General features: G+C 70.8%; 15 protein-coding genes. 7 read left to right on the forward strand and 8 right to left on the reverse strand.

The window, feature by feature from the left end; all coding sequences use genetic code 11:
- Window positions 1–20 precede the first annotated feature (20 nt).
- Entirely contained in the window at window positions 21–122 is a 102-nt protein-coding gene (locus AB0M59_RS24825) for an AMP-binding protein (protein ID WP_364619339.1), read from the forward strand.
- 15 nt (window positions 123–137) lie between these two features.
- On the opposite strand, the gene trmB is transcribed toward AB0M59_RS24825, so the two are convergent.
- The 6 genes from trmB to AB0M59_RS24855 all read right to left on the reverse strand — a co-directional run bounded on the left by trmB (window position 138) and on the right by AB0M59_RS24855 (window position 5037).
- Complete coding sequence (gene trmB, locus AB0M59_RS24830) at window positions 138–836, reverse strand: tRNA (guanosine(46)-N7)-methyltransferase TrmB (RefSeq protein WP_364618936.1); 699 nt, start codon at window positions 834–836, stop codon at window positions 138–140.
- A 9-nt stretch (window positions 837–845) separates the two neighbouring features.
- Window positions 846–1397, reverse strand: a complete 552-nt coding sequence (locus tag AB0M59_RS24835) for a hypothetical protein (protein WP_364619342.1) — start codon at window positions 1395–1397, stop codon at window positions 846–848.
- 177 nt (window positions 1398–1574) lie between these two features.
- Complete coding sequence (locus tag AB0M59_RS24840; protein WP_364618939.1) at window positions 1575–2336, reverse strand: hypothetical protein; 762 nt, start codon at window positions 2334–2336, stop codon at window positions 1575–1577.
- Window positions 2333–3250, reverse strand: a complete 918-nt coding sequence (locus tag AB0M59_RS24845; protein WP_364618942.1) for an ATP-binding cassette domain-containing protein — start codon at window positions 3248–3250, stop codon at window positions 2333–2335. The genes AB0M59_RS24840 and AB0M59_RS24845 overlap by 4 nt, the downstream gene beginning before the upstream one ends.
- An 82-nt stretch (window positions 3251–3332) precedes the next feature.
- Complete coding sequence (locus tag AB0M59_RS24850; RefSeq protein ID WP_364618944.1) at window positions 3333–4082, reverse strand: ABC transporter permease; 750 nt, start codon at window positions 4080–4082, stop codon at window positions 3333–3335.
- 16 nt (window positions 4083–4098) lie between these two features.
- Complete coding sequence (locus AB0M59_RS24855; RefSeq protein WP_364618947.1) at window positions 4099–5037, reverse strand: ABC transporter ATP-binding protein; 939 nt, start codon at window positions 5035–5037, stop codon at window positions 4099–4101.
- A 197-nt stretch (window positions 5038–5234) separates the two neighbouring features.
- On the opposite strand from AB0M59_RS24855, the gene AB0M59_RS24860 reads away from it, so the two are divergent.
- Window positions 5235–5822 (forward strand): TetR/AcrR family transcriptional regulator, encoded by a 588-nt coding sequence (locus AB0M59_RS24860; RefSeq protein ID WP_364618950.1) that lies wholly within the window; start codon window positions 5235–5237, stop codon window positions 5820–5822.
- Window positions 5819–6730 (forward strand): SDR family NAD(P)-dependent oxidoreductase, encoded by a 912-nt coding sequence (locus AB0M59_RS24865; RefSeq protein ID WP_364618953.1) that lies wholly within the window; start codon window positions 5819–5821, stop codon window positions 6728–6730. Before AB0M59_RS24860 ends, AB0M59_RS24865 begins: the two co-directional genes overlap by 4 nt.
- Window position 6731: 1 nt before the next feature.
- Here AB0M59_RS24865 and AB0M59_RS24870 read toward each other — a convergent pair whose 3' ends face one another.
- Together AB0M59_RS24870 and AB0M59_RS24875 are read right to left on the reverse strand one after the other, a co-directional pair.
- Window positions 6732–7388, reverse strand: a complete 657-nt coding sequence (locus AB0M59_RS24870) for a response regulator transcription factor (RefSeq protein WP_364377937.1) — start codon at window positions 7386–7388, stop codon at window positions 6732–6734.
- A complete protein-coding gene (locus tag AB0M59_RS24875) occupies window positions 7385–8539 on the reverse strand; it encodes a sensor histidine kinase (protein WP_364619345.1) in 1155 nt (384 codons plus the stop codon). The genes AB0M59_RS24870 and AB0M59_RS24875 overlap by 4 nt, the downstream gene beginning before the upstream one ends.
- Window positions 8540–8654: 115 nt before the next feature.
- Between AB0M59_RS24875 and AB0M59_RS24880 the strand changes: the two genes are divergently transcribed.
- The 4 genes from AB0M59_RS24880 to AB0M59_RS24895 are packed head-to-tail and all read left to right on the forward strand — an operon-like array spanning window position 8655 to window position 12101.
- On the forward strand, window positions 8655–10259 hold the full coding sequence (locus AB0M59_RS24880; RefSeq protein ID WP_364618955.1) for a dynamin family protein: 1605 nt from the start codon (window positions 8655–8657) through the stop codon (window positions 10257–10259).
- A gap of 58 nt (window positions 10260–10317) precedes the next feature.
- Window positions 10318–10965 carry a hypothetical protein gene (locus AB0M59_RS24885; protein ID WP_364618958.1) on the forward strand — a complete coding sequence of 216 codons (648 nt, stop codon included), beginning with the start codon at window positions 10318–10320 and terminating at the stop codon, window positions 10963–10965.
- A 45-nt stretch (window positions 10966–11010) separates the two neighbouring features.
- Window positions 11011–11490 carry a hypothetical protein gene (locus AB0M59_RS24890; protein WP_364618961.1) on the forward strand — a complete coding sequence of 160 codons (480 nt, stop codon included), beginning with the start codon at window positions 11011–11013 and terminating at the stop codon, window positions 11488–11490.
- The gene (locus AB0M59_RS24895) at window positions 11487–12101 is read left to right on the forward strand and encodes a TetR/AcrR family transcriptional regulator (RefSeq protein ID WP_364618964.1); all 615 of its coding nucleotides are present in this window, start codon (window positions 11487–11489) and stop codon (window positions 12099–12101) included. Before AB0M59_RS24890 ends, AB0M59_RS24895 begins: the two co-directional genes overlap by 4 nt.
- The last annotated feature ends 28 nt before the right edge of the window (window positions 12102–12129 follow it).

Genomic DNA, 12129 nt, shown 5'->3' on the forward strand with positions numbered 1-12129 from the left:
AAAAGACAGCAGCCGTCGAGGTGAGCGAAGACGACATCGCCGTCCTCGTCTACACCTCCGGCAGCACCGCCGCGCCGAAGGGCGTGATCGGCCCGGACGTCCGCCGTGAGAAACAGTGTTAGAACACTGTTTCTCACTCACGACCGTTTTTCGAAGATGAGGTCGTGCGAGACGCGGCCTTCGACGTCCGCGCGCTGCTCGAACTTCGTCACCGGCCGCCACTCCGGGCGGGGCGCCCAGCCGTCGTACTGGTTTTTCAACGCCGGTTCCGCGGAACAGACCTCCAGCATCTGCTCGGCGTAGTTGTCCCAGTCGGTCGCCAGGTGGAACGTGCCGCCGGGCGCGAGCCGCGACGCCACGAGCGCGGCGAACGACGGCGACACGATCCGCCGCTTGTGGTGCTTCTTCTTCGGCCACGGGTCCGGGAAGAAGAGGCGGACGCCGTGCAGCGACCCCGGCTCGACGTGCTCGGTCAGCAGGATGACGGCGTCGCCGTGCAGCAGCCGCAGGTTCTCGACGCCCAGCTTTTCGGCGCGCAGCATCAGCTGGCCGAGGCCGGGGTCGTAGACCTCGACCGCGACGTAGTTCAGCTCCGGTGCCGCGGCGGCCAGCTGCGACGTCGTCTCGCCCATGCCGGAGCCGATCTCGATCAGCACCGGCGCCTCACGGCCGAACCACGCGGCGAAGTCCAGCTTCCCGACGGGCAGCTCGCCGACGGTGCGGCCGAGGTCCGGCCACAGCTCGTCCCACGCGCGTTGCTGCCCGACGGTCATCCGGCCGCCGCGCTTGACGTAGCTGACGACGCTGCGCAGCCGGGGTTGGTCCTCGTTTTCCACGAGCCGAGGTTAACGAACGGCTTCGATCTCCCCGAGACGAGACCGCAGCCCGGCCAGCCCGGCGATCGCGATCGGGTCCGGCGTCCGCCCGCTGTGGGCGGGCAGGACGTCGATCCAGCCGGGGTGCCGGTCGGTGTTCATCACCGTCGTGGGAATCGCGTGTCCCGATTTCCCGCGTTCGGACGGCATGAACTCCCAGTAACCGGATTCGCCGTCCGCGGCCCACGGGACGAATTCCCAGCCCGGTCGCCTGCCGAGCAGTTGCGCGATGCGGTCCTCGACGCGGAAACCCTGTTCCCGCGAATCAAGGGTGCCGTCGGCCACCGCCCGCAGCCACCACGGCGCGGGAATCTGCCCCGCCATCCCGGCCGAGGCGCGGAACAGGGCCAGGACACGGTCTTCGGGCGCGCGGTGCACCCACGCCCGGCGGAGTTCGGCCGGCGTCGCCGCCGCCATCGCGGCCTGCGGGAGATCGATCGCCCGCGACCATTCGAGGTCCAGCATGGGTTCGAGCCTGGGCGCGTCGTCTTCGACGCGAGCTCGGGGAATCGTGCCACCCAATTCTTGCCCGGTGTCGACCGTCAAGATTCACCTCCAGGGGGAGCTCAGACGGTTCCGGTGCGCTCTCTTACGAATATTGCCTGGTCATAGCATTATGTCCGGTGCCTGTGAGAGAAGCCACAGGCTCTTCATCTTCTCTTAACGCAGTTTTTTGCAGTAATGAGATGGCGGTCACGCTCAGGCGTCGCGCCGTGCCGTGACGAACACCCCGGCCACGAACAGTGCAACGCAGATCGCCGCGAAGTAACCGAGGTAGCCCCACGGGCCGAGTGGAGCCGGCGGCAGCTGCAGCGCGCCCCCGCCGAACCCGCCGGCGCCGACGAACTGGTCGGCCGCGTGGAACGGCATCCACTGGTAGATGTGCTTGCCGGCGCCCGGGATGAAGACCACCACGCCTTCGAGCACCTGCGTCCACACGAGCACCGCCGTCAGAGCGAAGGCGACGCTGCGCAGCAGCAGGGCGACGCCGACACCGGCCACCGCGGAGAGCAGGAAGACGAGGCTCTGCCCGAGCACCGAGCGCCACTCCGCGCCCGAGTGCAGCGCGAGGTCGGCGTCCGGGTTCACCAGCGTCGCCAGGCCCCATGAGCCGAAGCCGACGAGCAGCCCGAGCCCGGCGCCGACCGCGCCGACGACCACGACCTTCGCCAGCAGCGCGGGCACCCGGCTCGGCACGGCCTGGAACGTCAGCCGCATCGTGCCCCAGTTGAACTCCGCCGCCGTCGCGAGGATCGCGAGGACGACCAGCACGGTCCGGCCGTTGCCGCTGGCGAGCTGGGTGTTGCCGACGGTCGGCGGGATCTCCGGCCCGGCCAGCGCGAAGAACAGCGCGGTGAAGCCGAGCGGCGCCACGAACGCGAGGGCCAGGCACCACCACGGTGCCCGGGTGCTGAAGAGCTTGATGCGCTCGGCGCGCAGCAGGTTCGTGGTCGTGGTCATCGGGCGGCCTCCGGAGACGACACGGCAGAGAATTCGACGGCATCGCGGGTGAGGTCGAGGTAGGCCTGCTCGAGCGAGCCGGTGATCGGGCTCAGCTCGTGCAGCGTCGCGCCGGCGTCGAAGGCGAGCTGGCCGATCCGGTCACTGTCCAAACCGGACACCACGAAGGCGCCGTCGGCCTCGGTGAACTCCGCCTGCCCGGTCAGCGCGGCCCGCAGCTCGTCGGCGTGCGGGGTGCGCACGCGCACTCCGTGTTCACTCGTCTGCGACACGAAGTCGTCCATCGTGCCCTGGTAGATCAGCCGGCCCCGGCCGATCACGACCAGGTCCTGCGCGGTCTGCGCCATCTCGGGCAGCAGGTGGCTGGAGACGAAGACGGTCCGGCCCTCGGCGGCCAGCGCGTGCAGCAGCTGCCGGATCCAGGCCATGCCCTCGGGGTCGAGCCCGTTGACCGGCTCGTCGAACAGCAGCACCCGCGGGTCGCCGAGCAGCGTGCAGGCGATACCGAGCCGCTGCAGCATGCCGAGCGAGTACTGCCCGGCGCGGCGCCCGGCGGCGCTCGTCAGCCCGACCAGCGCGAGCACCTCGTCGACACGCTTCTCGGGGAGGCCGTTGGTCGCGGCCAGCCAGCGGAGGTGGTCGCGCCCGCTGCGGCCGGGGTGGCGCCAGGTGGCGTCCAGCATCGCGCCGACCGTCCTGAGTGGATCTTCCAGCTGCCGGTACGGGACGCCGTCGACGAGCGCCGTGCCCGCGTCCGGCGAGTCGAGGCCGAGGATCAGCCGCATGGTCGTGGACTTGCCGGCGCCGTTCGGGCCGAGGAAGCCGGTGACGCGCCCCGACCGCGCGGTGAACGTCAGCTCGTTGACCGCGGTGGTGGCGCCGTACCGCTTGGTCAGTGCGTTCGCTTCGATCACCGGAGGAGCCTACCGAGAAACGGGAATCCGGGTCGCCCCCCGACAGCGCGACCCGGATTCCCGTTTTTCCCCTTATCCCCTCTTAGGCGTCCCGCTTCTTCGCAACCCCGAGTGCGACGAGCAGGAACACGATCGCGATGCCGGCGAAGTACGCCAGCGCCCAGGCCGGGCTCAGCGGCGAGTCCGACGGCGCGGGGCCGTCGACGACCGCCGAGCCGCGCAGGAACTTGTTCGCCACGTTGAACGGCAGCCACTCGTGGATGGTGTGCCCGATCTTCGGGATCAGCTGCACCAGCTCTTCCACGGCCAAGTAGTAGATGAGCAGCAGTGCGATGGCTCCGGCGCTGTGCCGGATGAGGATCCCGAGTGCGACGGCCAGCACGGCGCTGATGGCGAACACCGGGCCGAGACCCGCGACGTTCATCCAGTCCTGCGACGTGTGCAGGCCGAGGTTGTCGTCCGGCCGCATGAGCATCCCGAGACCCAGCGCGCCGAACGCGGCGATCTCGCCGATGACCAGCGCCACGAGCGCGACGACGATCGCCTTGGCGACCAGCGCCGGCGAGCGGTGCGGCACGGCCTGGAACGTGGTGCGGATGGTGTTGAAGCGGTATTCGGTGGTCACCGCGAGCGCGGCGAGCACCATGACGACCGCGATGCCGAACTGCGAGCCGCCGAACTGGGTGGCGGACAGCGTGAGCTGCGAGTCGGACGGCGTCGCGCCGGCGATGATGGCGGCGAAGCCGATGGTCAGGGCCAGGGTGATGAGCGCGCACCACCACGGCGAGCGAGTGGAGAACAGCTTGATGCGTTCTACCGCGAGCAGGTTCATGATCTTGGTTTCCCCGTTACTTGGCGGACTCGAGCACGTGCTGCGCCTCGGCGTCGAGACCGGTGTGGTACTCGACGGAGTCGCCGGTGATCTGCATGAAGGCCTGCTCGAGCGAGCCGGTCTGCGGGCTCAGCTCGTGCAGCACGATCCGGTTCGACGCGGCGATCTCGCCGATCTTGTCGCTGTCCATCCCGGACACCACGAGCGCGTTCCCCTCCTCGGCGACCCCGGCGCTGGCGCGCTGCAGGACCTCACGCAGCTCGGCCAGCTGCGGCGAGCGCACCTTGACCGTGTTCTCCGCGGCGCGGGAGACGAAGTCCTCGGTGGAGGACTGCGAGATCAGCTGCCCGCGGCCGATCACCACGAGGTTGCTCGCGGTCAGGGCCATCTCCGAAAGCAGGTGGCTCGACACGAACACGGTGCGGCCTTCCTCGGCCAGCCGGTGCATGAACTTCCGGATCCAGAGGATGCCCTCGGGGTCCAGGCCGTTCACCGGCTCGTCGAACAGCAGCACCTCGGGGTCGCCGAGCAGGGCGGCCGCGATGCCGAGCCGCTGCGACATGCCGAGTGAGAACCCGCCGGCGCGCTTGCCCGCGACGTTGGTGAGGCCGACGGTGTCGAGCACCTCGTCGACGCGGGTCGCCGGGATGCGGTTGGACTTCGCCATCCACAGCAGGTGGGCGCGCGCCGAGCGGTTCGGGTGCACCCACTTCGCGTCGAGCAGCGCGCCGACGGTGCGCAGCGGTTCCTTGAGCTGGTGGTACTTCTTGCCCCCGATGGTGACCTGGCCGCCCGTCGGGTTGTCCAGGCCCAGGATCATGCGCATGGTGGTGGACTTGCCCGCCCCGTTCGGGCCGAGGAAGCCGGTGACCTGACCCGCGGCCACGGAGAACGACAGGTTGTTCACCGCCAGTGTCTTTCCGTACCGCTTGGTGAGGCCGGTTGCCTCGATCATGACTGCTCCTCTTCCGCCCCTCGCTTACGACGCGTTCATCGTCGCGGGTCGGAGCCGGTTCGCGCGTCACCCTGGAGACCGAACCGTGCCCCCTACCTGAGTAGTACCTTGCTGGCTCTTCGGCCGATGCGCGATGGGTGATGACCCTGACCCGACCCTGATTCGCGGGAATTAATGAACTGTGGTTCAATAATGGGGTGGCCCGGCCGAGGAGCATCACCGACGAGCGGTTGCTGGGTGCGGCGGAGACCGTGATCGGCCGCTGCGGCCCCGGTTTCACGCTCGCGCAGGTGGCATCGGAGGCGGGGGTCTCGGTCGGCACGGTCGCGCAGCGGTTCGGCTCGAAGAGCGGCCTGCTGCAGGCCATGAGCCGGCGGGCCACGCGGCGGGCGGTCGAGCACATGCGGGCGTGCGCCGAGCGGGCGGACGACCCGGTCGCCGGCCTGCGCGCCGCGGCGGTGTCCGTCTACGCGGTGCTGGGCGACGCCGAAGAGGCGGCGAACCACCTGGGCCAGCTCGGCGTGGACATCGGCGACCCGGTGCTGCGGTCGCTGCTGGGCGAGCACTTCACGGCGGTCGAGGAAGAACTGCGGCGGCTCGTGCGGGCGGCGGCTTCCTCGTTGCCGCACGCGCCGAGCGTGCCGCGGGCCGCACGGGCGGTGCTCGGAATCATCAACGGGGTGTCGATCGACTGGTCGATCCGGCCGCACGGGCGGCTGGCCGACCGGCTGGCGGAGGACGTCGACGCGGTGCTGTCCGCGTGGCGGGGACGGGAGGATTCATGAGCTTGCAGGGCAAGGTGGCCGTGGTCACGGGGGCGACCCGGGGCTGCGGACGGGCGATCGCGGTGGAGCTGGGCCGCGCGGGAGCGACGGTGTACGTCACCGGCCGCACGACGCGCGAAACGGCGTCGCCGCTGAAGCGCCCGGAAACGATCGAAGAGACCGGCGAACTGGTGGAGGCGGCCGGCGGTCGCGCGGTGGTCGTCCGCTGCGACTTCACGTCGGTGTCCGACGTGGACGCGTTGAAGGCACGCATCGAGTCCGAAGTGGACGGAGTCGACATCCTGGTCGACGACGTCTGGGGCGGCGACATGTTCTTCCACTTCGACGCGCCGTTCTGGGAGACGCCCCTGGACGACGCGCTGAACCTGACGCACAACGCGTTGGACACCCACCTCATCGCGCTGCACAAGCTCCTGCCGCTGGTGGTCGCTCGCCGCGGGCTGGTGCTCGAGGTGACTGACGGCGACAACGACGACTACGTCGGCGCGGGCCTCCCTTACTACCTGGCCAAGTGCGGTATCCGCGCGCTCGGCCGGGCGCTGGGCGTGGAGCTGAAGAAGAACGACTCGGTCGGTCTCGCCGTCACGCCGGGGTTCCTGCGTTCGGAGTCGATGCTCGACCACTTCGAGGTGACCGAGGACAACTGGCGCGACGCGGTCGGCAAGATCGCCCCGGTCGACTTCAAGATCTCCGAGACGCCGTACCTGCTCGCGCGCGGCGTCGCGGCGCTGGCGCAGGACCCGGAGGTCGCGCGCTTCGCCGGCCAGACGCTGGCGTCGTGGACGCTGATGAAGGAGTACGACTACACCGACGTCGACGGCGACCGCCCGGACTTCGGCCGTTGGCTGAGCGAAGTCCGCCACGCGGGCAAGGACCCGGCGACGACCCCACCGGACGACTACCGCTGATTCAGGCGAGGCCGGGGCGCGCGAGGCCGGTTTCGTAGGCCAGCACCACGGCCTGCACCCGGTCCCGCAGCTCCAGCTTCGCCAGGATCCGCCCGACGTGCGTCTTCACCGTCGCCTCCGACAGGAACAGCGACTCGGCGATCTCCAGGTTCGACATGCCCTTGGCGATCAGCACGAGCACCTCGCGCTCGCGGTCGGTGAGCACGTCCAGCTCCGCGGTGTCGCGCATCGGCGCGCCGCCGGTGCCGACGAAGCGGTCGAGCAGCCGGCGCGTCACCGACGGCGAGACCACCGCGTCGCCCGAGGCGACCGCGCGCAGCGCCGACACCAGGTGACCGGGCTGGGTGTCCTTGAGCAGGAACCCGCTCGCCCCGCCCTGCAGCGCCGAATAGACGTACTCGTCGAGGTCGAACGTCGTCATCACCAGCACGCGCGCGGTGCCGGCGGCGACGATCTGCTTGGTCGCCTCGACGCCGTCGAGCACCGGCATCCGGACGTCCATCAGCACGACGTCGGGGCGCAGCTCCTCGGCCATCCGGATGGCCTGCGCGCCGTCGCCGGCCTCGCCGACGACGTCGATGTCGGCCTGCGCGCCCAGCACCATCCGGAACCCGACGCGCATCAGTTCCTGGTCGTCGACGACCACGACACGAATCACTTGTCCAACCTAACCGGCAGGGCCGCGCGGACCTGCCACCCACCACCCGGAGCCGGACCGACGTCCAACGTCCCGCCGTACACGTGCGCGCGTTCGCGCATGCCGATCAAGCCATTGCCTCCCGGCAGCCGGTGGGAAGAACCGGTCGCGGCCAGCTGCGGGATCCGGCCCGCGCCGTCGTCGGACACCTCGACCTCCACCAGGTCGCCGGTGCGGTGCACCCGCACCGCCGCCGTCGCGCCGCGGCCGGCGTGCTTGAGCGTGTTCGTCAGCGACTCCTGCACGATCCGGTAGATCCCCAGCGAAACACCGGCGGGCAGGTCGCCGAGGTCGTCGGTTTCCAGCTCCACCGGTACGCCGGCGGTGCGCATCCGGTCGGCCAGCTCGCCGAGGGCGTGCGCGTCCGGCTGCGGGACGCGGGGTTCGCCGTCGGCGTCGTCGCTGCGGAGCACGTCGAGCAGGCGCCGCAGCTCGCCGAGCGCGCCGCGGCCGGTCTCGGAAATCGTTTGCAGGGCTCGCTGAGCGAGCTCGGGGTTGCTCTCGATCGCATAGGACGCGCCGTCGGCCTGCACCACCATGACGCTCACCGCGTGCGCGACGACGTCGTGCAGCTCGCGCGCGATCCGCCCGCGCTCCTCGGCCACCGCGATCCGGGTGGCCTGGTCCCGTTCGGTTTCGAGCAGGTGCAACCGGGCCTCCACTTCCACGTCGTAGGCGCGCCGGGCGCCGACGAACTCGCCGAGCGTCCAGCACAGGGCGATGCCGAACGCGAGGAACAGCACCGAGATGACGAGCTCGTCGGTCGGGCCCAGCGCCAGTTGCACCGCCGACGAGACGACGACCGCGCCGACGAACACGAGCCCCTGCCGGCGTCCGGCGTAGACGACGACCGAGTAGATGCTCATCGCCAGCCCGGCGACGCTGCTGATGCCGAGCATCAGCGTCGCGTGCACGATGCTGACGACCAGCACGACGTAGGCCGACCACAGCGGTGACTTCCGCCGGAACACCAGCGGCGCGACCATCGCGATGTTGACCGGCAAGGCGATGTACCAGGGCGGCAGCTCCGGCAGTTCGGCGAAGCCGTCGGCGACGAACAGCAGCATGTCGACCAGACCGAGCAGGACGGCCAGCACCGTGTCGCCCGCCATGGGGTGGGCACGCATCCAGAGGCTCAGCCGTCGCACCAGGCAACACTAGGTCGCGGGGCGGAGAACGCGCGTCGGTCGCCGGTACCACCTTCGGTGCGACCTCCGGATGAGGTGCATGGCACGATTCACGGGGTTGTCGCCTACGACGGGAGGACTGGGGGCCGTGACGTCACCGGAGCAGGGCCGGCTCGCGGGTCCGCTGTCGATGTCGGTGGCCAACCTGTGTCACCGCCTGCAGTCGCAGGTCTCCGCGCGCACCGCGGCCGGCTTCGCGGAGGTGCTGCGCCGGCTCGGCGCGCCACTGCAGGTGGCCGTCGCCGGGCGGATCAAGTCGGGCAAGTCCACGCTGGTCAACGCGCTGATCGGGCGCCGGGTCGCGCCCACCGACATCGGTGAGTGCACGCGGCTGGTGACCCGGTTCCAGTACGGCACGGTCGACCGCGTCGAGATCGTCTTCACCGACGGCCGCAAGCAGGTGCTCCCCTTCGCCTCCGACGGGATGATCCCGGCGGAGCTCGGCGTCGACATCACCACGGTGTCGCACATCGAGGCGTACCTGACCAACGCCGTCCTGCAGGGCATGACGGTGATCGACACCCCCGGCCTAGGCTCCCTCGACGCCGCTTCGGTGTCGCGCACCGAGCAGCTCCTGGGCGCCGCGAAGCACCGCAAAGACGAAGACGACGAAGGCTCCGACGAACTCGACGACACCTCGCGCAACGCCGTCGCCGGTGCCGAGGCTGTCCTTTACGTCGTCACCCAGGGCGTCCGCGCCGACGACCAGCAGGCCCTCGCCGCCTTCACCGCGGCCACCGCGAGCCGCGAGGCCGGCCCGGTCAACGCCATCGCCGTGCTGAACAAGGCCGACACCATCGCGCCGGAGTCGGTCGAGGGCGCGGACGGCGACATCTGGAAGGCCGCGACGATCCTGTCGGAGAAGCAGGCATCGACGTTGAAGCCGCGCGTCGCCGACGTGCTGCCGGTGATCGGGCTGATCGCCGAGTCCGCCGAGTCCGGCGGGTTCACCTCCGCCGACGCCGAGGCGCTGCGGCAGCTCGCCGACCTCGACGACGACGTCCTGCAGACCATGCTGATCTCGGCCGACATCTTCACCAGCTGGGAGTGCGACGTCCCGTCGGGCACCCGGCTGCGGCTGCTGGAGAAGCTCGACCTGTTCGGCATCTCGCACGCCGTCGAGGCCATCCGCAAGGAACCGGAGCTCACGGCGGGCGCGCTGCGGCGGTCGCTGCTCGACGCGTCCGGGCTGGAAGCGGTGCGGCAGCGGCTGTCGATCGTGTTCGCCGCCCGCGCCGACGGCATCAAGGCGGCGGCGGCACTGGCGTCGGTCACCGCGCTCGCGCATGCTTCAGGCGACCCGGGCGAGCGCCAGCGCGTCCACGACGCCATCGAGGTGCTGCTCGCCAAGCCCGAGGCCCACCAGCTGCGGCTGCTGGAGGCGCTGACGCTGGTCGCGTCCGGCGCGGTCGACATGCCGGAGGACCTGTCGGAGGAGGTGCTGCGGGTCGGCAGCAACGCCGACATCGGCGCGCAGCTCGGCAAGCCCGGTGCGCCGCGGCCGGAACTGACCGCGCACGCCCTCGAACGCGCGGGCTGGTGGCGGTCCTTCGCGTCCTTCGGCGCGACGCCCGCGCAGAGCCGCGTCGCGCACGTCGTGCACCGCGCGTACTTCTTGATTTGGCAGCAGCTCCGGGAAGCGTGAGTTTGTTTCTGCTTGCCGACTTCCGCTGGTAGACGCCCTTTCCGCGTACTGTTGAGTCGTGCGCCTAGAAAACACGACATCCTGGCGAGCCGGCTGGAGCAGCGAGAACGAGATCGACGTCGCGCTCTACATCCGTGACGCCCTGGCCCTGTCCGTTTCCGAAGGACAGGTGCTGCCGCCCGTGGAGCCGCAGGTCCCGGTGCACGTCCCGGCCGGGATCGATCGCGCGGCCGTCCAGGCGCAGTGGGCCGACTGGTGGACCGACCTCCTGGCCTTCCTCCGCAACCGCGAAGACCCGGACCCGCGGAGCCCGCGTTCCCGCTACGGCAGGCCCGCGCTCGCGCAGGGTTCGGCGATGCGGCAGGCGCTCGAGGTCTTCGGGCCGGTCGCGGCCCGTCACTTCGCCAACGCGCGCGGGCCCGCCCTGCGCGGGGCGGGCGAGCCGTCGGGCGGCACGCCGTGGGCGCCCGGCTTCTACCGGCGCCAGATCGTGGCCGGCGAGCGGCTCGGCCAGCTGGTGCGCGAGGCCGAGGTGCGGCTGGGCCGGCGGGCGTACCCGTTCCGGCTGAACGTTATCGAGATCTCCGTCGCCGGGTCGATCTGGCTGCGCACGGCCGAGGACCAGCTGCTCGTCTCGTCCCGGCTCGCCGAGGACGGTCCCGGCCTCGAAGCCGTGCTCCGCGAGGTGATCGACCAGCTGGTCTGACGCGCGGCTTTCATAAACCGAGCACGCGATCTAATAATAGGCGGCATGGAGACGACCGTCGACGAGCCGTCGTGGCTGCGCACCGCGTCCTGGATCGGCTGCCCGCTGGCCGGCGGCGCGCTCGGCGTGGGCGTCTGGGCCATCGCCGCGTGGGTCAGCGGCCTGGACGCCTTCCCGTTCCAGGGCGTGTTCAAGGTGCTCACGAAGCTGCCGCAGCCGTGGGCGACGCTCGCCGCGGTCGCCGGCGGCCTCGTGCTCGGCCTGGTGTTCGCCGTGGTCTGGGCGGTCGAGCGCTTGGTCGTCACGGTGTCGCCGACCCGGGTCACGCTCGTCCGCGGTGACAAGACCCGCCGCATCGAGGCCGACCTCGAAGCCGTCTACCTCGACGGCAAGGAGCTCGTCCTGCGCACGACCGACGGCCGGGAGATCGCCCGCGAGAAGACCGACCTGCGCAACCACGAGCTGGCGCCTGCCTTCGCCGAGCACGGCTACCCGTGGCGCGACGAGCCGCCGGTCGAGCGATGAGGACGGTCGACCCGGCCAAGCACGCGGCCAAGCGTGCCTCGATCGTCGAGGCGGCGGCCGGCTGCTTCGCCGAAAAGGGCTTCGAGCGGACGACGACGGCGGACATCTGCCGGGCCGCGGGCATCAGCTCCGGCAGCCTCTTCCACTACTTCCCGAACAAGCGCGCGATGTTCACGGCGATCTTCACCGACGACGCCGTCGAGACGGCCGGCCGCCTCGAAACCGCGGCGCAGGCGGATGACCCGTGGACCGCGCTGCTCGACGTCGTCACCGAGCTGGCCGGCCAGCTCGCGCACCCCGCCGTCGTGCGGCTGGTCCTGGAGGCCGCGGCGCAGGCCGCCCGCGACGACGAGTTCGCCGAACTGATCCAGCGCAACGACGGCGCCCTCCGCGACGGCTTGACCGTGCTGGTCGAGCGAGCCACCGAGGCCGGGCTGATCGATCCCGGCGTCGCCCCGCGCGCGGCCGCCGGCTGGGTCGCCGGGCTGATCGACGCGATGATCTCGCGGGCCGGTCTCGACCCGGACCTCGATCTCCCGGCGGAGCAAGCGATCCTCCGGACGATCCTGGTCCGGTTCCTCCGTCCCGTTTCGCCCCCGGATGGCGGCTGAGTCCGCCAAACTGGTGGAATCTGGCGCA

Origin of the sequence: Amycolatopsis sp. NPDC051371, assembly GCF_040682155.1 — a bacterium.
Classification (GTDB): Bacteria; Actinomycetota; Actinomycetes; order Mycobacteriales; family Pseudonocardiaceae; genus Amycolatopsis.

Excerpts from the sequence above, each read along its gene's own strand:
- AB0M59_RS24840 (WP_364618939.1), bottom strand. The coding sequence starts at position 2,336 with ATGACCACGACCACGAACCTGCTGCGCGCCGAGCGCATCAAGCTCTTC.
- AB0M59_RS24850 (WP_364618944.1), bottom strand. The coding sequence starts at position 4,082 with ATGAACCTGCTCGCGGTAGAACGCATCAAGCTGTTCTCCACTCGCTCG.
- AB0M59_RS24855 (WP_364618947.1), bottom strand. The coding sequence starts at position 5,037 with ATGATCGAGGCAACCGGCCTCACCAAGCGGTACGGAAAGACACTGGCG.
- AB0M59_RS24865 (WP_364618953.1), top strand. The coding sequence starts at position 5,819 with ATGAGCTTGCAGGGCAAGGTGGCCGTGGTCACGGGGGCGACCCGGGGC.
- AB0M59_RS24875 (WP_364619345.1), bottom strand. The coding sequence starts at position 8,539 with ATGGCGGGCGACACGGTGCTGGCCGTCCTGCTCGGTCTGGTCGACATG.
- AB0M59_RS24880 (WP_364618955.1), top strand. The coding sequence starts at position 8,655 with ATGGCACGATTCACGGGGTTGTCGCCTACGACGGGAGGACTGGGGGCC.
- AB0M59_RS24890 (WP_364618961.1), top strand. The coding sequence starts at position 11,011 with ATGGAGACGACCGTCGACGAGCCGTCGTGGCTGCGCACCGCGTCCTGG.
- AB0M59_RS24895 (WP_364618964.1), top strand. The coding sequence starts at position 11,487 with ATGAGGACGGTCGACCCGGCCAAGCACGCGGCCAAGCGTGCCTCGATC.